The organism is Spiroplasma endosymbiont of Apeira syringaria, from assembly GCF_964020205.1.
GTDB classification, from domain to species: Bacteria; Bacillota_I; Bacilli_A; order Mycoplasmatales; family VBWQ01; genus Spiroplasma_E; species Spiroplasma_E ixodetis_A.
Genome location: NZ_OZ026543.1, coordinates 1,603,688 through 1,625,496 on the forward strand (window position 1 = coordinate 1,603,688; position 21,809 = coordinate 1,625,496).

The 21,809-nt window shown below is 25.9% G+C and carries 24 protein-coding genes and 2 pseudogenes; 11 read left to right on the forward strand and 15 right to left on the reverse strand.

Translation table 4 applies throughout. The features are described from left to right. Positions 1-60 precede the first annotated feature (60 nt). Together AACL02_RS09880 and AACL02_RS09885 are read left to right on the forward strand one after the other, a co-directional pair. Positions 61-1,476, forward strand: coding sequence for a DUF3626 domain-containing protein (locus AACL02_RS09880; protein WP_339041270.1), 1,416 nt, complete (start codon positions 61-63; stop codon positions 1,474-1,476). 176 nt (positions 1,477-1,652) lie between these two features. Beyond that, positions 1,653-2,468, forward strand: a complete 816-nt coding sequence (locus tag AACL02_RS09885) for an IS1595 family transposase (RefSeq protein WP_339043587.1) — start codon at positions 1,653-1,655, stop codon at positions 2,466-2,468. 520 nt (positions 2,469-2,988) lie between these two features. Here the strand turns inward: AACL02_RS09885 and AACL02_RS09890 are convergent. Together AACL02_RS09890 and AACL02_RS09895 are read right to left on the reverse strand one after the other, a co-directional pair. Next, positions 2,989-3,972 (reverse strand): annotated as a pseudogene (locus AACL02_RS09890) (IS256 family transposase); the annotation flags it as partial. Next, a complete protein-coding gene (locus AACL02_RS09895; RefSeq protein WP_339041274.1) occupies positions 3,941-4,063 on the reverse strand; it encodes a hypothetical protein in 123 nt (40 codons plus the stop codon). The pseudogene AACL02_RS09890 and the gene AACL02_RS09895, both read right to left, overlap by 32 nt. Here AACL02_RS09895 and AACL02_RS09900 point away from each other — a divergent pair. After that, positions 4,009-4,830 (forward strand): IS1595 family transposase, encoded by an 822-nt coding sequence (locus AACL02_RS09900; RefSeq protein WP_339040763.1) that lies wholly within the window; start codon positions 4,009-4,011, stop codon positions 4,828-4,830. The two genes, AACL02_RS09895 and AACL02_RS09900, sit on opposite strands and share 55 nt — an antisense overlap. An 83-nt stretch (positions 4,831-4,913) precedes the next feature. Here AACL02_RS09900 and AACL02_RS09905 read toward each other — a convergent pair. Together AACL02_RS09905 and AACL02_RS09910 are read right to left on the reverse strand one after the other, a co-directional pair. Beyond that, a pseudogene (locus tag AACL02_RS09905) lies at positions 4,914-5,174 on the reverse strand (transposase); the annotation flags it as partial. A 336-nt stretch (positions 5,175-5,510) separates the two neighbouring features. Beyond that, positions 5,511-6,332 (reverse strand): IS1595 family transposase, encoded by an 822-nt coding sequence (locus AACL02_RS09910; RefSeq protein WP_339041278.1) that lies wholly within the window; start codon positions 6,330-6,332, stop codon positions 5,511-5,513. Here AACL02_RS09910 and AACL02_RS09915 point away from each other — a divergent pair. Further along, positions 6,278-6,421 (forward strand): hypothetical protein, encoded by a 144-nt coding sequence (locus AACL02_RS09915; RefSeq protein ID WP_339041280.1) that lies wholly within the window; start codon positions 6,278-6,280, stop codon positions 6,419-6,421. The genes AACL02_RS09910 and AACL02_RS09915 overlap by 55 nt on opposite strands. Here the strand turns inward: AACL02_RS09915 and AACL02_RS09920 are convergent. The 4 genes from AACL02_RS09920 to AACL02_RS09935 form a co-directional block, all read right to left on the reverse strand. After that, a complete protein-coding gene (locus tag AACL02_RS09920) occupies positions 6,375-7,337 on the reverse strand; it encodes an alpha/beta hydrolase (RefSeq protein ID WP_339041282.1) in 963 nt (320 codons plus the stop codon). The genes AACL02_RS09915 and AACL02_RS09920 overlap by 47 nt on opposite strands. Before the next feature lie 108 nt (positions 7,338-7,445). Then, positions 7,446-7,955 carry a PTS glucose transporter subunit IIA gene (locus AACL02_RS09925; protein ID WP_338975419.1) on the reverse strand — a complete coding sequence of 170 codons (510 nt, stop codon included), beginning with the start codon at positions 7,953-7,955 and terminating at the stop codon, positions 7,446-7,448. Positions 7,956-8,039: 84 nt separating this feature from the next. Next, complete coding sequence (ptsP, locus tag AACL02_RS09930; RefSeq protein WP_422397855.1) at positions 8,040-9,764, reverse strand: phosphoenolpyruvate--protein phosphotransferase; 1,725 nt, start codon at positions 9,762-9,764, stop codon at positions 8,040-8,042. 201 nt (positions 9,765-9,965) lie between these two features. Beyond that, complete coding sequence (locus AACL02_RS09935; protein WP_339041286.1) at positions 9,966-10,970, reverse strand: hypothetical protein; 1,005 nt, start codon at positions 10,968-10,970, stop codon at positions 9,966-9,968. A gap of 215 nt (positions 10,971-11,185) precedes the next feature. Between AACL02_RS09935 and AACL02_RS09940 the strand changes: the two genes are divergently transcribed. Continuing rightward, a protein-coding gene (locus AACL02_RS09940) for an IS3 family transposase (protein ID WP_339041288.1) occupies positions 11,186-12,303 on the forward strand; the annotation gives its coding sequence in 2 pieces (ribosomal slippage) (positions 11,186-11,429 and positions 11,429-12,303; 1,119 coding nt in all). On the opposite strand, the gene AACL02_RS09945 is transcribed toward AACL02_RS09940, so the two are convergent. The 4 genes from AACL02_RS09945 to AACL02_RS09960 form a co-directional block, all read right to left on the reverse strand. Then, positions 12,290-12,499: a hypothetical protein gene (locus AACL02_RS09945; protein WP_339041290.1), complete on the reverse strand. Its 210-nt coding sequence runs from the start codon at positions 12,497-12,499 to the stop codon at positions 12,290-12,292. The two genes, AACL02_RS09940 and AACL02_RS09945, sit on opposite strands and share 14 nt — an antisense overlap. Positions 12,500-12,762: 263 nt before the next feature. Continuing rightward, positions 12,763-13,125 (reverse strand): transposase, encoded by a 363-nt coding sequence (locus AACL02_RS09950; RefSeq protein WP_339043716.1) that lies wholly within the window; start codon positions 13,123-13,125, stop codon positions 12,763-12,765. Positions 13,126-13,190: 65 nt separating this feature from the next. Further along, entirely contained in the window at positions 13,191-13,946 is a 756-nt protein-coding gene (locus AACL02_RS09955) for an IS1595 family transposase (protein ID WP_339041292.1), read from the reverse strand. Positions 13,947-14,121: 175 nt separating this feature from the next. After that, positions 14,122-15,504 (reverse strand): MFS transporter, encoded by a 1,383-nt coding sequence (locus AACL02_RS09960; protein WP_338975071.1) that lies wholly within the window; start codon positions 15,502-15,504, stop codon positions 14,122-14,124. A 351-nt stretch (positions 15,505-15,855) separates the two neighbouring features. Here AACL02_RS09960 and AACL02_RS09965 point away from each other — a divergent pair, with 351 nt between their 5' ends. Then, entirely contained in the window at positions 15,856-15,987 is a 132-nt protein-coding gene (locus AACL02_RS09965) for a hypothetical protein (RefSeq protein ID WP_339041294.1), read from the forward strand. Here the strand turns inward: AACL02_RS09965 and AACL02_RS09970 are convergent. Next, a complete protein-coding gene (locus AACL02_RS09970; protein WP_339041297.1) occupies positions 15,973-16,794 on the reverse strand; it encodes an IS1595 family transposase in 822 nt (273 codons plus the stop codon). The two genes, AACL02_RS09965 and AACL02_RS09970, sit on opposite strands and share 15 nt — an antisense overlap. Between AACL02_RS09970 and AACL02_RS09975 the strand changes: the two genes are divergently transcribed. The 3 genes from AACL02_RS09975 (at position 16,740) to AACL02_RS09985 (ending at position 18,172) form a co-directional block, all read left to right on the forward strand. Further along, positions 16,740-16,877, forward strand: a complete 138-nt coding sequence (locus tag AACL02_RS09975) for a hypothetical protein (protein WP_339041299.1) — start codon at positions 16,740-16,742, stop codon at positions 16,875-16,877. The genes AACL02_RS09970 and AACL02_RS09975 overlap by 55 nt on opposite strands. 118 nt (positions 16,878-16,995) lie before the next feature. After that, a complete protein-coding gene (trxA, locus tag AACL02_RS09980; RefSeq protein ID WP_339041302.1) occupies positions 16,996-17,337 on the forward strand; it encodes a thioredoxin in 342 nt (113 codons plus the stop codon). A 10-nt stretch (positions 17,338-17,347) separates the two neighbouring features. Further along, a complete protein-coding gene (locus AACL02_RS09985) occupies positions 17,348-18,172 on the forward strand; it encodes an HAD family hydrolase (RefSeq protein ID WP_338975427.1) in 825 nt (274 codons plus the stop codon). 162 nt (positions 18,173-18,334) lie between these two features. Here the strand turns inward: AACL02_RS09985 and AACL02_RS09990 are convergent, their stop codons facing one another. Next, positions 18,335-18,568, reverse strand: a complete 234-nt coding sequence (locus tag AACL02_RS09990) for a hypothetical protein (protein WP_339041304.1) — start codon at positions 18,566-18,568, stop codon at positions 18,335-18,337. Position 18,569: 1 nt separating this feature from the next. Further along, a complete protein-coding gene (locus AACL02_RS09995) occupies positions 18,570-19,631 on the reverse strand; it encodes a hypothetical protein (RefSeq protein ID WP_339041306.1) in 1,062 nt (353 codons plus the stop codon). A gap of 268 nt (positions 19,632-19,899) precedes the next feature. On the opposite strand from AACL02_RS09995, the gene glpO reads away from it, so the two are divergent. Further along, positions 19,900-21,012: a type 2 glycerol-3-phosphate oxidase gene (glpO, locus tag AACL02_RS10000; RefSeq protein WP_339041308.1), complete on the forward strand. Its 1,113-nt coding sequence runs from the start codon at positions 19,900-19,902 to the stop codon at positions 21,010-21,012. 18 nt (positions 21,013-21,030) lie between these two features. After that, positions 21,031-21,804: an MIP/aquaporin family protein gene (locus tag AACL02_RS10005; RefSeq protein WP_339041310.1), complete on the forward strand. Its 774-nt coding sequence runs from the start codon at positions 21,031-21,033 to the stop codon at positions 21,802-21,804. Positions 21,805-21,809: the final 5 nt, after the last annotated feature.

Consider the following 21,809-nt stretch of genomic DNA (forward strand, 5'->3'; position numbering starts at 1 on the left):
TGTTTAGACCAATAAAATAGATTTCAAATGTCCATCTTAAGTATAGAGGAGATAAATATTATGGCATATAACAAACAATCTGATTTATCACATATTAATGGTGGTTTGCCTTCAACTTCATCAAATAATTCAAAAGATGAAGAAAGATTAAAAAAAGAGATTTATGGTCAATTGTTTAGAAGTGAAATTTTACATCAAATTTATGAACTATGCGAATCCTCTCAACAAGAAGATTATGAATCTGCTTTAAAAATATTATCTAAAAAATGCAAGATGAGTCAAGAAAATGCAAAAGATTTATTAGAAAAGATTACTAAAATATTACAATCATCAAGGTTAACAATTAATTTTGATTTTTCAAAAATATACGATATTAATAATAAATGACCAGAGGTTTTAAATTGTTTTGCTTATAAGAAAAAACCAAATGAAATTTCTAACTATAATGTAGGTCGAGCAAGTGTAGAGGAAGTTGCATTTTATCTAAATCAATTATTTGATAATAGTAAATATGAAAAATTTGGACGTTTTTCAACCCCTACTGGTGATCAAACAAAAAGAAGTGCTAATTTTCAGTGAACAAGTAGACCTTGCTATGCGGCATTAGATTTTTTGGAAAATCCTATGGGTGGAGCTCCTATGTATGGAAAATCTTTTATTATACTAAAAGATTATGTAAAACATAATTGTACATATAGTCCTTATGATACGTATTCACCACCTACGTTCACTCGTGGGAAATTAAAAGATAAAATATCTACTTTTTTACACTTCCCAAGATTGATAAGATATTGTCAAAATCATTTATTTGGATATAATTGTTTAGAAAGTTTAATTAATAAAGCTAATGGAAAAAATTTTGTTCCTCATAGTAATTATGGTAAAAGTGAAGGAAATTATATAGAGGCTCATGTTTATTCTAGAATCTTATTTGCACGTGATATAAAACAAATTTGTTTATCAAAATTGGAATTTGATAGTCATCCACCTAATAAACAAAAACAAATATTAGAAAAAATAAATGAAATAAATTCACGTCTAGGAACTTCATTTATTATATTCATAACTGAAGAAGAATATAAAATAAAACAAGAAGAAAGACATTTAGAAGATAAATTATCATTAAAACAAGAAAAAATAACAAAATTAAAAAGTGATATTGTCAAGCTAGAGAAAAAAAAGATAAATCCAATTTTAAATTTTATTATTAAAATTTTTAGTTTTGGATGTATTAATAAAAATAAAGAAATAAAAGAAATAATAAATGCTAAAAATATTGAAATTAAAAATTTGTTATTAGAGATAAAAAATAATGAAACACCAAATTCACCATTAATTTCAAGGGAAACTATGCCATTATTACAAGATCAAAGAGTAACTGATGAAAAAAAATTTGATAAACAATCAGCAAATGATGAAGAATTAAATAATCCCTTTTTAAACAGTTGTTCAAATTCACAACAAAATCTTCTTTAATAAAATATATATTAAACCATTTTAATAACTATACTGATATTATTATTTTTCTATTTTTTTTAATTAAATATGGTAAAGTTAAATCATAAAAATTATATATCATAGTTAGTATTAGTTACTATTAAAATTTCTAATCGGACTTCTCCCCACATGTACTTGTGGAGGGAATAATGAAACTGAATGAATTCAAAAATGCTTTTCAAACTGAACAGCAATGTCTTGCATATATAGCAAATTTGAAAGAAAACAAATGTATTAGGTGTTTTAGTTTTAATTTGAATACTTCTGATTTAAAAAGAATGAGATGTTTAAAATGTAATCAAACATTTAGCATTCTCACAGGCACCATATTTTCAAGGTCACAAACATCTTTAACATCTTGGTTTTATCTTATCTTTAGATGAATAAACACCAAACATGGAATTCCATCAACAGATATTGCAAAAGAATTGGGAGTGACTTTGAAAACTGCTTGAAGAATGACTCATAAAATCAGAACACGTATTGCAAAACAAAAACCTCAATTTATTGTTGAAGGTACAGTGCAAATTGATGAAATGTATCTTTCACATATGGGTTTTAAAAAACAAGGAAGATCCTTGGTGAATAAAACCTTGATTGTTGGCATTTATCAAAAAACAACCAATAATTTAATTGTGAAAGTATTGAAAAACGCAAAGAGTAAAAATCTTTTGCAGTTTGCAAAAAACCACATTTCTTCAAAATGTCTTGTATATACTGATTCTTGAAAAGGATATTGCGATTTTAAATCAGTTTTCACTAAGCATGAAACAGTTAACCATCAAGATGGCTATGTTTCAAAAATTGGTGTAAATACCAACCAAATTGAATCAGTTTGAAAACATATAAGAAGAACATTTAAAACACATATCAAAGTTGCAAAACATCATGTTCATTTATATGCTAAAGAAGCTGCATATAAATTCAACAAGATACCTAGTTTTGAAACTGTAATTCTATGTTTGATTTAAAAATGTGGGGAGAAGTCCGTAGATAGGCTTTTCTCAGCATTTATGTGATAAAATTAAAATAGTACATAAAGGGAGAAAAGCCTTTCTAATTTTTATTTATACTCTTTTATTGTAAAACAATAAAAATAATTTAGTAACAATCTAGTTTATTAATTATAATTTTTATTTATAAGTATTAAAAGAGAATGTCATTCAATTGAAATGTATGTTTAAGTAGTCCTATTTTACTTATTAAAAGTAAAGCAGGACTTTTATAATTAAAAGGGGGAAAAAAGAAAACAAAAAACAATTCAGAACAAACACCTTTATTAAATAAAAATAACAATAATTACAATGCAATCAAAAGTCAAGATCAACCTTCAACAAGTCAAGATCAATTTTCAACAAGCGATGAAGAAGAGTGAATAGATGATACTAATAGTCGTTATGGTGGAATAACACAAAAAAGATTGGATATTAATAGACGTTGAAAAGGAAAGAGGCTTTTTAATAATCTGTGTATCTTTGTTTTACAAAGTTACTAATTTAGATTAATTCTGTCTTCAAATTTTATCATAAAATGAGCAATTGCTGTATTTCAATTTTGAATAGGCAATGTTCATTTTTTTGTTATATTTTCAATTGCCAAGTAAAATATTTTGAAAACTGCCATATCATTAGGAAAAACTTTTTTATTTCTGATGATTTTTCGTAATTGACTATTAACAGATTCAATAGCATTTGTAGTATAAATCACTCTTTTGATTTCTACTGGATAACTAATAAAAACCATTAAATTATCTCAATTTTTATATCAAGATTTAGTAATTTGAGGATATTGTTTATTTCATTTACTTTCAAACGATTCTAAAGATTGCATTGCTTGTTCTTCACTACATGCACTATAAATTGGTTTTAAATCTGCAACTAGACCTTTTCGATGTTTGTATGAAACATATTTTAAACTATTTCTAATTTGATGAACAATGCATAATTGATGTTCTGTTTTAGGATAAACTGATTGTATTGCTTCTGACATGCCTGTTAAATTATCACTACAAGCAATAAGAATATCATTTAAGCCACGATTTTTCATTTCTGTGAAATTAGATAATCAAAACTTAGAACCTTCATTTTCACTAATTCATAATCCTAAAACATCTTTTTTGCCTTCTAAATCAAATCCTAATGCTATATAAACTGATTTGTTAATAATCCGTTTATCTTGTCGTACTTTAACTACTATACAATCAAAATAAACAATAGGATAAATACTTTCTAATGGTCGATTTTGTCATGCTTTAACATCATCAATAACATCATCAGTAATTTGACTAATAACACTTTCACTAATATCAGCACCATGATATAACTCTTGCAACTGCATTCTAATGTCAGATAATGTCATTCCTTTTGCATACAAGGAAAGAACTTGTTGATCAAAACCATCAAATCTTCTTTGCCTTTTAGGAACTATTACAGGAGTAAAATTACTATTGCGATCTCTTGGTACATCAATTTCAATTCGGACTTCTCCCCACATGTACTTGTGGAGGGAATAATGAAACTGAATGAATTCAAAAATGCTTTTCAAACTGAACAGCAATGTCTTGCATATATAGCAAATTTGAAAGAAAACAAATGTATTAGGTGTTTTAATTTTAATTTGAATACTTCTGATTTAAAAAGAATGAGATGTTTAAAATGTAATCAAACATTTAGCATTCTCACAGGCACCATATTTTCAAGGTCACAAACATCTTTAACATCTTGGTTTTATCTTATCTTTAGATGAATAAACACCAAACATGGAATTCCATCAACAGATATTGCAAAAGAATTGGGAGTGACTTTGAAAACTGCTTGAAGAATGACTCATAAAATCAGAACACGTATTGCAAAACAAAAACCTCAATTTATTGTTGAAGGTACAGTGCAAATTGATGAAATGTATCTTTCACATATGGGTTTTAAAAAACAAGGAAGATCCTTGGTGAATAAAACCTTGATTGTTGGCATTTATCAAAAAACAACCAATAATTTAATTGTGAAAGTATTGAAAAACGCAAAGAGTAAAAATCTTTTGCAGTTTGCAAAAAACCACATTTCTTCAAAATGTCTTGTATATACTGATTCTTGAAAAGGATATTGCGATTTTAAATCAGTTTTCACCAAGCATGAAACAGTTAACCATCAAGATGGCTATGTTTCAAAAATTGGTGTAAATACCAACCAAATTGAATCAGTTTGAAAACATATAAGAAGAACATTTAAAACACATATCAAAGTTGCAAAACATCATGTTCATTTATATGCTAAAGAAGCTGCATATAAATTCAACAAGATACCTAGTTTTGAAACTGTAATTCTATGTTTGATTTAAAAATGTGGGGAGAAGTCCGTAGATAGGCTTTTCTCAGCATTTATGTGATAAAATTAAAATAGTACATAAAGGGAGAAAAGCCTTTCAATTTTACCTTGTTGAGTTATTAATTTTTTTGAACTTGTACCATTACGAGCATTTTCAGTAGTACTATGTTTATTTTTTTCATATCATAAATAATTTTGCATTTCAGAATTCAACATTTTTTCAACTAATCTTTTTGTTAATTCTTTATATAAACCGCCAGGTTTAAAAACTGTTGTTAAATCTTCAGTATTTTCTAGTAATAAATCTACTGCTTTTGATATTGGATCATTATTATTAAAGTTATCTTTTTTAGCCATCTGTAACTCACTCTTTCTAGTCATTTAATTATATTTACTAGAATTAATTAAACATAGTTATTTTTGTAAGTTACACAGATTACTAAACATTTCCAATTATTAAATTATTAAATTATTGAATTGTGTTACTTAATTGAATTGTGTTACTTAATTAAATACTATTATAACTATAAAATAAAAATTACGCAATCAACTATTATTTACTATTTTTAAATTTTCTAATTATTTTTTGATCTAATATCATAAATAATCATGGCTTTTCTCCCTTTATGTACTATTTTAATTTTATCACATAAATGCTGAGAAAAGCCTATCTACGGACTTCTCCCCACATTTTTAAATCAAACATAGAATTACAGTTTCAAAACTAGGTATCTTGTTGAATTTATATGCAGCTTCTTTAGCATATAAATGAACATGATGTTTTGCAACTTTGATATGTGTTTTAAATGTTCTTCTTATATGTTTTCAAACTGATTCAATTTGGTTGGTATTTACACCAATTTTTGAAACATAGCCATCTTGATGGTTAACTGTTTCATGCTTAGTGAAAACTGATTTAAAATCGCAATATACTTTTCAAGAATCAGTATATACAAGACATTTTGAAGAAATGTGGTTTTTTGCAAACTGCAAAAGATTTTTACTCTTTGCGTTTTTCAATACTTTCACAATTAAATTATTGGTTGTTTTTTGATAAATGCCAACAATCAAGGTTTTATTCACCAAGGATCTTCCTTGTTTTTTAAAACCCATATGTGAAAGATACATTTCATCAATTTGCACTGTACCTTCAACAATAAATTGAGGTTTTTGTTTTGCAATACGTGTTCTGATTTTATGAGTCATTCTTCAAGCAGTTTTCAAAGTCACTCCCAATTCTTTTGCAATATCTGTTGATGGAATTCCATGTTTGGTGTTTATTCATCTAAAGATAAGATAAAACCAAGATGTTAAAGATGTTTGTGACCTTGAAAATATGGTGCCTGTGAGAATGCTAAATGTTTGATTACATTTTAAACATCTCATTCTTTTTAAATCAGAAGTATTCAAATTAAAATTAAAACACCTAATACATTTGTTTTCTTTCAAATTCGCTATATATGCAAGACATTGCTGTTCAGTTTGAAAAGCATTGTTGAATTCATTCAGTTTCATTATTCCCTCCACAAGTACATGTGGGGAGAAGTCCGATAATCATTATATATGTTCTTTTTCTATTCAAGTTAAAATATCTTCTAAAATAATATTAATATTGGGTTCATTTAAAATCGCATGATTACCTTCTTCATAAAAACTATAAGTTATCCCTTGTCTTCAACGTTTATTATTTTTTGCAATTTTATCAAAATCAGCAAATATATCTTTTGCAGATTGAACAATCAAAACCGGACATTTAGCACTATTAAGATTTTTTGGTACTTGTTTACTTAATTTTTGTGCTTGTAAGGAAAATAATAATGTAAATTTCATATTAGTCATTGCTCTAATTTTCCCTTTTTTAATATAATTAGAATTAATAGAAATTGTTTCCATATCAAAAGTAATAGGTAATGGATGATGTTTATAAAATAGAAATCCTCAAATTGCATGACAAACTAATGAAGGTTTTATTTTAAATATTTTTTTCTTAGTAACAAAATTAGTTAAAATTGCACCATCAATCATTTTTGGTAATCTTTTAATTGCTAATGCTGTTAATGCAGAACCTAATGATTCACTCATTAATAAAATTTTTTTATTAGGATAACGTTCATTCAAAACTGTTATAATATCTTTAATATCATTAATAGTTGTTCCTAAAGTATGATATTTTCATTTTTCATTTTCTCCTCAACCTCGTTGATCAAAACTTAAAAATGAAATACCATGTTTAGTAAAAAACTTAGCATCTGTTTTAAAGTCTGTTAAAGAGGCACCCATACCATGAATACCAATAATAATATATTTACTATTATCAACAAATTTAAATTCAGTATGTAAAAAATAGTTATCCCTAGTGATGATTCCCTCGTTACTTCATTGTGGAAAATGACGATTCAGTTCTCAGTGATAATCAATATGGAAAATTTGATAAATTCTATATAAAATATAAAGTATTATTAACATAGCTAAAACTACGATAAGTATTGCTCATCAATAATGTTGCCAAAAATTATCCATAATAAATGATACCCTCCAATAATATATAAATACTTATTAATATTTTATCAAATTAATTTTATTTTTATTAAAACAAAACCTTAAATGGTTTTGTTTTAATAAAAATATTTATTTCTTAGTGACTTCAGCAATTAATTGACCAACCGTTACTTGTTCATCATCTTTTACTACTTGCTTTACAACATAACCTTCCATTGTTTCATTAGTGAAAACAATTGGTGTTGTTACTTTTTTACCTTTATTCTTAACTTCTTGTAAATTAGCAACTACCATTACTTCTGATTTTTTAATTGGTTTACCTTGTTCAACTTTAATATCAAAGCCCTTACCAGCTAATTCAACAGTATCAATACCAATATGAACTAAACATTCAATACCTGTATTTACATCTTTAATACCATAAGCATGTCCTGTATTAAATACTGTTGCTAATTTTCCATCAAATGGTGATACAAATTCAACTCCATCTTTACCTTTATATTCAGGAATAATAGCAAAACCAGTCCCTAACATTTCCTGAGCAAATACTGGATCTTCAACTTTACTAAGGTTAATAACTTTACCAGTAACTGGTGCATAAATTAATAAAGGTAATTGTTTTTTTTTCTTGAAAAACATATGTCGATTCTCCTCAAAATTATGTAAATTAGATGTTTATAATTTTAACATTAAATAATGTAACTTTAAAAATAAATAATATTTTTATTTTTTTGATAAAAATTTTTCTACTAATGATTTAACTTCTTCATTGGTTTCACATTGTAATGCTTTTGATGCTAATATTTCTGTATCCTTTTTATTTAAAGTACTAATAATTTTTCTAGTTTCTAAAACACTAGATGCAGACATTGAAAATTCATCTAGCCCTAGACCAACTAGTAGTGGAACAGCAATTTTATCACCAGCCATTTCACCACACATGGCAACAGGACGATTATATTTATGTCCACCATCAATTGTCATCTTAATCAAACGTAAAATTGATGGATGATATGGTTGATATAAATAAGACACTTTTTCTGACATACGATCAGCGGCTAAACTATATTGAATTAAATCATTAGTTCCAATTGAAAAGAAATCCGCATATTTAGCAAATATTTCTGCATTAACTGCTGCTGCTGGAATTTCAATCATCATTCCAACTTGAATATCATCACTAACTTTAACTTTTTCTTTAATTAATTCTTTTTTGCAAGTTTCATATAATGATTTAGCTGCTTTAAATTCTTCAACAGTAGCAATCATTGGAAACATAATAGCTAATTTACCAAAAGCTGAAGCACGAATTAAAGCACGTAACTGAGTTTTAAAAATATCTTTACGATCTAAACACAAACGAATGGCACGATAACCAAGGAAAGGATTCATTTCTTTTGGTAAATCTAAATATGATAATTCTTTATCACCACCAATATCTAAAGTTCTAATAACAACTTTATGTTTAGTAGCAGACAATACTTTTTTATATTCTTCAAATTGAATATCTTCACTTGGAAAATCACTACTTTCCATATAAAGAAATTCACTTCTAAAAAGTCCTACTCCTTGTGCATCATATTCAATTGCTTTAATCATATCTTTAGGTGAACCGATATTTGCTTCTAACTTTACTTCATGATTATCACTGGTTTTAGTTAATTTACCTTTAAATACTAATAATTCTTTTTGTTCTTCAATTCATGCGTTTTGTTTAGCAACTCATTTATTTTTTTCACTACTATTTAAATCAATTTCAATTTCACCAGTATTACCATCTAATACACAAAATTGATTATTTTTTACTTTTGTAGTAACATTTTTTAACCCAAGAACTGCTGGAATACCAAGACTACGAGCCATAATTGCTGCATGAGAAGTTCTACCACCAATATCACATAAAAATCCTTTAACAAACTTAGGATTCAATTGACTTGTTTCTGAAGGTGTTAGATCATGACTAACAATAATTGTTTCTTCTTTAATTGCACTTAAATCAATAGTTTTAATATTTAAAATTTTACGTAAAATTCGATCACGAACATCAATAACATCAGCAGCACGTTCACGAAAATAATCATCATCCATTGCTTGCAATGTTGCAATTGCTTTATTAGCAGTACTTTCTAAAGCATTAGCAGCATTATATTTTTCTTCTTTAATTAACTTTTCAGTATCTTCAATTAATACTGGATCAGTTGTTACTAAAAAATGAGCTTCAAAAACAGCGGCTTTTTCTTCATCCAAAGTTTTTGTTGTATTTTGGATGAGTTGTTTAATTTCATCACCTGCTATTTTTAAGGCATCATGTAACTTTTTAACTTCTCCTTCTATTTCTTTTTCATTAATTTTTTTAGGATTAGTTTTGATAGTTTCATGTTTTAAGATTAATGCTTTGGCTAGAGCAATGCCATTACTAGCACCAATACCTTTCATTTTTAACATTATATATATTTCACTCCTTATAAAATATGTTTATTAATAGTCTACTAAATTATAATAAAAAAATGAAATATTGTATAAAATATTTATTATAATTTAAACTTTTTATAAATAAAAATGATTTTAATATTTTTAAATATTTTTCATATATTAATTCCTACTTTTAATTTCATTAAAAGTAGGAATCTTTTCACTATATTAATATAATTAGATAGTTACGCATTGGATAAGAGAACGATCATGATTATGATTATTATTAGGAATAAGAGATTCTCTATCTGAGTTATTTATATGTTGCACATCATTTTCATCTCATTCATTAATATTATTAATATGACCATTTATTCTTCTAGTAAGAAAACTTCTTCCATCACTAGCAGTATTTCCATTTGCTTGATTTATTATATTTGGTAATTCAGATAATACTTCATCAATAATATTTTGTTGTTCTTTTTGTTTATATTTTAATTTAAAAGCTGGTTTCATTTTATTTGTTAAATTATATAAATCAGAACTAGTTACACCAAGTGCTGATAATACCATTCCTAATTTTGGAAATGTTTCTTTAAATTGAATTCAAGCTTTTTTTCAATCTCCTTTATTTTGTGTAACATCTGCTGCATAAGTTTTAATAGCATTAGTAATGGCGCTAATAAAAAGAAAACTAACGATAAAGACTCCTAATTGACTTAATTTATTTTGATTTTTAACTCAATTTTTAAATGATTTTAGCAATGTATGATCATTATTTTGAGGGCAAAAATAATTTTTTACTGGTTCAAAAATTGTATTTAATGCATTTTTAATAAAATATTCATTAACAAATCTCATTACTGTAGCACGAACAATAGTTGAAATAATATTATTAATTGATACTATATCTTCTGTATAAGATTCTCATGTTAATGTTTCAGCAGTATAAGCAGAAGAAGCAGTAATAACTAAATGATTTATTAATAATGTTGTTAAAAAAAAGTTAGTATTGAATAAACTATTTTTTATAATTTCTTTAATAGAATAGTCTTCATTTTTTAAATCAGTTTTTGATAATTTACTTAATTCATTTAAAAGTTCTTTTAAAAAATCATTACTGATTTCTGCACGAATTAAAGAATTAAATTTTTCAAAAGTAAATTCATCATTAAAATCAATATTTTTTAATTCATCTTTAATATGATTTATTACATCATGTTTTTTGATAATTGTTGACAAATTAGTACACAAATTATCTAAGTTCGAATTAATTTTATTTAATTTTTCATATTCTTTAAATTCTAAATGTTTTTCTAATTTATTAATAATAATTTCGAATGGTAAATATTCATCTAATTCTTTTTTTGTGTTAATTGATTTGAAGGTAATGGATGGGTTACACTTTATTGGACACTAATTACATAGACAAGTGAACAAAGAAAGGAACTATAATTATGGCCAATATTAACTCATATACCGATGAATTTAAAAAACAAATAGTAGCTTTATATCAAAGTGGCAAATCAGTATCTTGCCTTGTTAAAGAATATAATGTTACAAGAGCAGCTACTTACAATTGAATTAAGCAATTTACTAATTCAGGTAGTTTTAAAACTAAAGATAATCGTTCTGTTGAAGAAAATGAATTAATTAAATTAAGAAAAGAATTAAAACAATTAAGAATGGAAAATGATATTTTAAAGCAAGCAGAACTAATAATAGGCAGAAAGTAGAGATTATTGCAAATAATAAATCTAAATATAAAATTCGCACAATGTGTCATTTTTTAAAACTCTCTAAATCAACATATTATTTTAATTTAAAGAAAAAAAATAAAATTCAAAATAATATTTATGAACAAGCTGTTATTAGTGCTTTTAAAAAAAATAAAGAAGTTTATGGTACTAGAAGATTAAAAGTCATTCTAGAAAACCAAGAAATTTATTTATCAAGACGAAAAATTAAAGAAATTATGAATAAACATAATTTAATATCAAAATACACTAAATTATCATTCAAAAATTATCATAATAAAGTCAATGATAGTCAAATAACCAATCTTGTTGATAGAAACTTTAATAATAGAGTTAAAAATGAAGTTATTGTTAGTGATTTAACTTATGTTCAAGTAAATGGTAAGTGAAACTATATTTGTTTATTAATTGACCTATTTAACCGCGAAATAATTGGACATAGTGTAGGTACTAAAAAAGATGCATCATTAGTATATCAAGCATTTATGCACTCAAATCGCTGTTTAAAAGATATTCAAATATTTCATAGTGATCGCGGTAATGAATTTAATAATAAAATTATTGATAAACTTTTACTAGCATTCAATATTAATCGCTCTTTAAGCAAAAAAGGTTGTCCTTATGATAACGCTGTTGCTGAAGCAACCTTTAAAACTTTCAAAACCGAATTTATTAATGATAAAAATTTTACATCATTAATCCAATTAAAATTAGAATTATTTGATTACATCAATTGATATAACAACATAAGAATTCACGGCACTTTAAACTACTTAACTCCAGTTAATTATCAAAAACAAATGTCTACCAAAAAATAGTCCTAAAAAGGGTTGCCATTCCAAGTACATGTGGGGAGAAGTCCGTAGTAGAATTACGTAACTTTTTATCATTAATACCTAAATTTTTAATACCAACTTCATTACGCTTATTATTTAAAATAGCACTCATAGGTAAAATTATATTTTTTACATAAGCACCATAATAAACTTTTTTAATATAAAAATTTTCTTGCAAATATAAAACTCCAACCATTTTTAATAATTTTATATATTTTTACTAACAAACTAATCATAACATAAAAAACAAAATAATTAATAAATTATCTTGCGGTGAATTGTGTTACTTAATTGAATTGTGTTACTTAATTTATTATAACACCGCAACTTTGAAAATCAATAAAATTTTATTAATTTTAGGCTTTTCTCCCTTTATGTACTATTTTAATTTTATCACATAAATGCTGAGAAAAGCCTATCTACGGACTTCTCCCCACATTTTTAAATCAAACATAGAATTACAGTTTCAAAACTAGGTATCTTGTTGAATTTATATGCAGCTTCTTTAGCATATAAATGAACATGATGTTTTGCAACTTTGATATGTGTTTTAAATGTTCTTCTTATATGTTTTCAAACTGATTCAATTTGGTTGGTATTTACACCAATTTTTGAAACATAGCCATCTTGATGGTTAACTGTTTCATGCTTAGTGAAAACTGATTTAAAATCGCAATATCCTTTTCAATAATCAGTATATACAAGACATTTTGAAGAAATGTGGTTTTTTGCAAACTGCAAAAGATTTTTACTCTTTGCGTTTTTCAATACTTTCACAATTAAATTAGGCTTTTCTCCCTTTATGTACTATTTTAATTTTATCACATAAATGCTGAGAAAAGCCTATCTACGGACTTCTCCCCACATTTTTAAATCAAACATAGAATTACAGTTTCAAAACTAGGTATCTTGTTGAATTTATATGCAGATTCTTTAGCATATAAATGAACATGATGTTTTGCAACTTTGATATGTGTTTTAAATGTTCTTCTTATATGTTTTCAAACTGATTCAATTTGGTTGGTATTTACACCAATTTTTGAAACATAGCCATCTTGATGGTTAACTGTTTCATGCTTAGTGAAAACTGATTTAAAATCGCAATATCCTTTTCAAGAATCAGTATATACAAGACATTTTGAAGAAATGTGGTTTTTTGCAAACTGCAAAAGATTTTTACTCTTTGCGTTTTTCAATACTTTCACAATTAAATTATTGGTTGTTTTTTGATAAATGCCAACAATCAAGGTTTTATTCACCAAGGATCTTCCTTGTTTTTTAAAACCCATATGTGAAAGATACATTTCATCAATTTGCACTGTACCTTCAACAATAAATTGAGGTTTTTGTTTTGCAATACGTGTTCTGATTTTATGAGTCATTCTTCAAGCAGTTTTCAAAGTCACTCCTAATTCTTTTGCAATATCTGTTGATGGAATTCCATGTTTGGTGTTTATTCATCTAAAGATAAGATAAAACCAAGATGTTAAAGATGTTTGTGACCTTGAAAATATGGTACCTGTGAGAATGCTAAATGTTTGATTACATTTTAAACATCTCATTCTTTTTAAATCAGAAGTATTCAAATTAAAACTAAAACACCTAATAAATTTGTTTTCTTTCAAATTTGCTATATATGCAAGACATTGCTGTTCAGTTTGAAAAGCATTTTTGAATTAATTCAGTTTCATTATTCCCTCCACAAGTACATGTGGGGAGAAGTCCGTAATTTTATTATTAAAATATCATTTTAAATAAAAAAATTAGCACCCTTATTATGGTGCTAATTTAATAATATTTTTATAATATTTTATTATCTTGATTTTTTGTTCATAGTAAAGCTAATGAAATAATAGCAGCAGCAATACAACCATAAAAGTAATAAAATACATAATCTCAGTTTTCATTACCAATACCAGCAATTACTACTTTTGAAAAAAGAGCATCACCAAGAAAATAACCAGATAATCCTGTAAATCCTGAAGCAGTAGCAGCTGCTTTCTTATTTGTTAGTTCAATAGCAGTAGCACCAATCATTGCTTGTGGCATATAAACACCAAAACCAGCAATCATTAAAGCAGTAATAAGCATAGGCATATTACCACGAGGAGCAACTTGCAATAAAACCAGTCCACAAAGTGCAATTAATAATCCAAATATCATTAATGGTGCTTTACGATTATTAAAAAATCACTTAGCAAAATATGCTGCAGAAATACCACCAAATAAACCAGATAATTCAAAACAGGCAGCAAATCATTTACTATGTTTTAAATCTAAACCATGAACATCTTTCATTAAAATTAATGTTCATCCTGCCAGTCCTTGTCGTACAACATATACTCAAATATTAGCAAATGCTAATATTCATAAAAATTTATTTTTTAAAATATACTTTACAAAAATTTCTTTTCAATTAAGTTCTGCTTTTTCTTCTTTATGTTCTAGAACACCTTTTCATTTTTCAACAGTAGGTAACCCTTCTGCTTCGGGGCGATCACGTAATCCTCATAAACATAATGGAATCATAGCTAAAGCAAAAATACTAGGAATTCAAAAATATAAACCATAAATTGTTCCACCCGGATCAAGTACTGTTACTAAAGAAATAACAACAACTGGTAATAAAGCAGCACCAATATTTTGTCCTGAGTTTCAAATTCCAATACGTCCTGAACGTTCTTTATCAGTAAATCAATGAGAAAATAGTCTAGCTGTAGCTGGTCAACCCATACCTTGGAAAACAGCCAACATCGCAATCAAACTCAACATCATTACAAATGGGCCAACACTAATTTTAGTTCCAGCAAAAGCAACTACACCACCCATAATAATATTTAAAATAGAAGAAACAAATAATCCAACAATCATGATTACTCTTCCTGAACTACGGTCAGCGACATTTCCAACAATAAATTTAGCACCACCATAAACAACCGCAAAAATTGTTCCCATTAAAGCATACTCCATTTTAGTTATGCTACCATTGCTTTCTAAAGCAGAACCCGCTACTGTATACGCTTGACGAGTAAAGTAGTAAAGAATATATGATAAAATGCTAAAACCAAAAACTTGATTACGTAAAATAATAAATTTTTTATTAACTTGCTTTAAGTCTTCACTAAAAATTTCTTTTTTTGCAGGTGGCTTAAAAACACATGCAAGTCTATTAAAAACAGACATTTTTTACTCTCCTTCTAAAAGGATGCATAAATTATAGTAACCCAAATAACCTGCTCTTAAAAACTTAATATAAACATACTTTAACACATAGGTTTTTACAATTTTTGTTTTTGTGGAAAAATAAATAATATTAAAAATTAAAAAATAACTCTCTACCAAACTATTTTTTTGAAATACCATAAATAAATATTAACTCTACACCTTTTAAAATTCATTTACATCTATTTATTAAACAGTTTTATAAAATATACTAATAATTTATTTATCCCCTTCTCAAATTGTTTAGTCCTAACCTATAAATTGTTTAGTCCTAACCTATATATTTCAGATTATAACAGATATATTCTAAAATTGAAAAGATATTTCTTTAATTTTAAACAAAATAAGGCTTTTCTCCCTTTATGTACTATTTTAATTTTATCACATAAATGCTGAGAAAAGCCTATCTACGGACTTCTCCCCACATTTTTAAATCAAACATAGAATTACAGTTTCAAAACTAGGTATCTTGTTGAATTTATATGCAGCTTCTTTAGCATATAAATGAACATGATGTTTTGCAACTTTGATATGTGTTTTAAATGTTCTTCTTATATGTTTTCAAACTGATTCAATTTGGTTGGTATTTACACCAATTTTTGAAAAATAGCCATCTTGATGGTTAACTGTTTCATGCTTAGTGAAAACTGATTTAAAATCGCAATATCCTTTTCAATAATCAGTATATACAAGACATTTTGAAGAAATGTGGTTTTTTGCAAACTGCAAAAGCTTTTTACTCTTTGCGTTTTTCAATACTTTCACAATTAAATTATTGGTTGTTTTTTGATAAATGCCAACAATCAAGGTTTTATTCACCAAGGATCTTCCTTGTTTTTTAAAACCCATATGTGAAAGATACATTTCATCAATTTGCACTGTACCTTTAACAATAAATTGAGGTTTTTGTTTTGCAATACGTGTTCTGATTTTATGAGTCATTCTTCAAGCATTTTTCAAAGTCACTCCCAATTCTTTTGCAATATCTGTTGATGGAATTCCATGTTTGGTGTTTATTCATCTAAAGATAAGATAAAACCAAGATGTTAAAGATGTTTGTGACCTTGAAAATATGGTGCCTGTGAGAATGCTAAATGTTTTATTACATTTTAAACATCTCATTCTTTTTAAATCAGAAGTATTCAAATTAAAACTAAAACACCTAATACATTTGTTTTCTTTCAAATTTGCTATATATGCAAGACATTGCTGTTCAGTTTGAAAAGCATTGTTGAATTCATTCAGTTTCATTATTCCCTCCACAAGTACATGTGGGGAGAAGTCCGAAAAATAATTTACAATTTTCTTATAAATTTATTCTAAAAAAATTATAAATATTTATATAGTAATAACTAAAATTAAAAAAAATATTTTATCGTTTAATGTTTTAAAAATTAAAACTAATGATAAAATTAAACCATAAAATAAATTAAAAGAAAAGGTAGTGAACACATGCATAATGAAAGCAAAATACAACATATTAATTCTATAAAAGAAGTTGAGCAACTTTTACAATTAAAAAAAATAACAGTAATTGATTTTTCAGCAGAATGATGTGGTCCTTGTAAAATGTTAGGGCCAAGATTTGAAAATGTTGCTAATGACGAAAAACACAAAAATATTAATTTTATTAAAGTTGATGTTGACAAAGCTAAAGAACTAGCAAAAGAGTATGAAATCCAATCAATTCCAACATTAATTTATTTTAATAAAGAAGGAAAAGAAGTTAAAAAAAATTTTGGTTTAGTTTCTGAAAAAGATATGACTAATATTATCGAAGAAATGGGAAAATAAGGTATTTATAATGGCTATTAAATTAATTGTTCTTGATCTAGATGGAACTTTACTAAAAAGTAGATGAAAAATTCATCCTAAAAATCTAATTGCAATTCAAAAAGCATATCAAAAAAATATTAAAGTTATTATTGCAACAGGAAGAGCACCAAGTTCAACCATTGATATTGCAAAAGCATGTTTAATGCACGAAAAAACCGGTCATATTATTTGTTATAATGGTGGTAACATCCTTGATATTACTAATGATAATAGATTAGATATATTATATGAAAAATCATTAACAAAAGAGCAAATACAAACAATAGTTAAATTTGCTAATAAAAATAATTTAGCAATGTGAGGATATAGTACCGATAATAAAACAGGCTTAATTAATCGCAGATCACTAAAAGTTAAAATTATGGAAAATTTTAATAACCTACCAACTAAACAAATTGATGAGAATACCGATGAGGGTATGTATAAAATTTTATTATTTTGTAAAAAGAAAAAACAAGTTAATCCAATTTTAGAACAATTAAATACTATAAAAGATTTAGAACTTGCTACTTCTTCTCATAGTGTTATCGAAATTAATCCAATTGGTATTAATAAAGCTGCTGCTGTACAATTTTTATGCAAAAAATGAAATATTACTCCTGACCAAGTACTAGCTTGTGGTGATGGTATGAATGATTATAAATTAATAAAGTGGGCTAAATATGGTATTGCAATGCAAAATGCTCATCCTAATTTAAAAGAAATAGCATATGATGTTACTAGTAAAAATACTTGTGGTGGTGTTGCAAAAGCTATCGATAAATATGTATTTCCTAAATCAGAGTTTGAATAAATAATAGTTTAATTTTCTAATATAGTTTATTATCAAATATAACTTTAAAAATGCTGGTAATTGTCCAGCATTTTTAATTCAATATCATTTATACTTAACTAAATATTTTTATTTTTAATTTTTCTTAATTAAACTTATTTATTTAACTGTTAAACACATCAATTATTTCATTGTAGAAATAAAAGACACATCGTTTATATTTATATTAGAAGTTAAAGTTTTATTTCCTCCACTAGCACTTTCTTCTATTTGTATATCTAAGTAAACATTATGATCATCATGTCAAATATTAATTCAAATAGCTAAAGTTGCCCAATATAAAAATACAGTATCATGACTATAAACTTTAAATTGAATAGTTATAGTTTCCGTAATATTTTTTGTTGCAACACTCATATTACTTTTTTTTATCTGTCCCTCCTGGTATTACTGCAGAAATAAAAGAATTATTATCAAAAGTAATAGTAGAAAAAATATTAGTAAAATCAGTTCAATTATTAGCATACTTCGTTCAATCATTAAATATAATTTTAGTATCACTTGTATATCCATTATTAGAAGAAGTACCGTTATAACTATCACTATATTTATAATTTAAATTTTTAGTAACTGGATCAGCATTTCATTTGTTATAATAAATTTCAATTAAATTATTATCTTTATCAAAAATATAGTTTAATGAATAGTTTTTGTCGCTAATATTAAATGGTAGATTATAAATAAAATTATAAATATATTTATTATCAATAATTAAATCAATAATTTTAGTAACTAATTCATTATTAATTTGTTCTTTTAAACTACTTTGACTAATAAAATAATTAGCTAATTGTTGAGCAATCGTTCTATCAATTTTATTAGATAATGTTGCTTTAGCAATATAATATAGACCCAATGTTTCACTTAAATTATCACTATGTTCAACTTTATCAGCACCTGCTTGTTGTGAAATATCAATGTGTTTTTCAATTCCACCTTGCTGAATTAACTTTCAATCTTGATTATCACCACTAAAATAAGAAGTACTATATTTACTTTTACTATATGGATTATATGTATCTTTAATAGTAGTTACTTTTTTAGTATTATTCATTTCTTGTTTAGTATTTTCAATATCTGATTTATCTTTATCAGGAACAATGACTTTGGTATTATAAACTAGGTTACCTGTTGTATCTACTAAGAAGACGTTTCTAGCATTGGTAAAAGTATAATTTTTTAATGCTGAAGTATCATAACTGTAAAACTTATAATCAGTTATTGATTGGTTAGTAATTCAATCACTAGTATCTAAAACATTTCATTGATTATTAAATAATGAATTTGTATAATTCTTTATTGATGATTTATTTGTTAAGCTACTGTTATTAACAATATTATCATTAATACTATTAATAACAGTATTACTTGTTAAAGTTAATGTTGTTAATGTACTTAATGTCATTAGTAATTGTTTCATTCATATACCTACCTTTTAAATAATACAATTTTAATAATTGGATATCTTTTTATATATACTCATTAAAATTATAACGATATTGAACTTATATCGTTATTTATAATATAACGCAAATTTTTCTTATTTTTTTTAATAAAATCTCATTTAAAAATGTCTAAAAATTAACCTAATATTTGGAATTAAGTTAATAATAAAAAAATATATTATAATTAAACTATACACAGATAGAACTTTTGTTCTTAATTATGTTTAGAGAGAGGTGAAAGTAATGGAATTTGATTTTGATGTTATTACTATTGGTGCTGGTGTTATTGGTGCTGCTATTAGTGATGAATTATCAAAAAGAAACTTAAAAGTAGTTATTTTAGAAAAAAATTTAAGAATTGCCCAAGAAACATCAGAAGGAAATTCTGGAGTCATTCATGGTGGATTTGATCCAACACCAGGAAAACTAAATGCTAAATTAAATCTAGAGGGCAGAAAATTATATGAAAATGATTGATTTAAAAATTTAGATTTTCCATGAAAAAAAATTGATTCTTTAATACTTGCTTTTAGCAAAGAAGAAAACTCAGAAATACAAAAATTATATGCACGCGGTATTACTAATGGTCTTGCTAAAAAAGAATTATCAATATTAACAAGAGAAGAAGTAATTTCATTAGAACCTAATGTTAATCCAAAAGTTACTAGTGCACTACTTTGTTCTGCTTCATATGCTGTTGATCCAGTATTATTAACACAATCTTTAATTAATCGCATGATTAAAAATAAAGGACAACTAAAAGTTGATCATCAAGTAATTAATATTGAAACATTAAATTCAGGTTTTCGAGTTACTTGTTTAAATAATCAAAAAAAAGTAACTTTTACTTCAAAATATATTATTAATGCTGCTGGTCATTATGCTGATGATATTGCAAAGTTAATAAATTGTCAAGATTTCACTTTAAAAACTAGAAGAGGACAGTATTGTATTCTTGAAAAAACCGAAAATCATATTATAAATAATCACATTCTATTTATGATACCTACTATTCATGGTAAAGGAGTAATAGTTGCCCCAATGCTTGATGGTCATATCTTGGTGGGTCCTACTTCTCATCAAAATGTACCGAAAAGTGATACTAGATTAATTACAATTGAAGATATTGAACTTATTAATAAAATTGGTCTAAAAATTATTCCAACTTTAAATATTAATAAAACTTGTAAAGTAATTAGTGGTTCACGAGCAATTTGTGTTGAAACTGATGATTTTTTCATAAAATTTGCTAGTAATAATCCTAACTTTATTAATGTTGCTGGTATTAAATCACCAGGTCTAAGTTCAGCACCAGCAATTGCTTTACTAGTAGCAAATATGATAAAAAATATTTAATTTAAGGAGGAAAATATTATGCCAGAAGTCTCACAAGTAATTATTGGTGAACTATTTGGCACATTTATCCTAATTTTACTAGGAAATTGTGTTGTTGCCAACGTTTTATTAAAAAAAACAAAGGGAGAAAATAGTGGTTGGCTTGTTATTTGTACTGGATGAGGATTTGCTGTTGCTATTGCTGCAATGTTAAGTGGAATTTCAGGAGCACATTTAAATCCAGCTGTTACTATTGGATTATGAGTTGCTAATAAAAAAACAGCTTTTATCGGGGAAAACTTCCTTTATATTCCATTTTATATTTTATTTCAATTTTTAGGTGCAATGTTAGGACAATTAGTTGTTTACTTAGCATATTTTAAACAATATAACATTACTGAAGATAATAATAAAATTTTAGCAACTTTTGCAACAGCCCCAGCCGAACGTAATTATATTTGAAATACTATAACAGAAATTATTGGAACATTTATGCTAGTTATGATTGTTTGTGCTACTATTGGTATTAAAAATTTAGTTATTAATTATAAAATATTTAATAGTGGTTCTGCGTTTATTACTGGACCTGCGACTGTTGGTATTGGTGTTATGGTTATTGGACTTGCTATTGGTGGACCAACAGGTTTTGCTATTAATCCAGCTCGAGATTTAGGACCAAGAATTATTCATGCTATTTTACCAATAGCAAATAAAGGAAGTTCTGATTGAAAATATGCTCCAGTGCCTGTTATTGGACCAATTTTAGGAGCAATTATTGCTGGTGGTTTAATTCAAGTAATTGAAATACTTTAATAAAA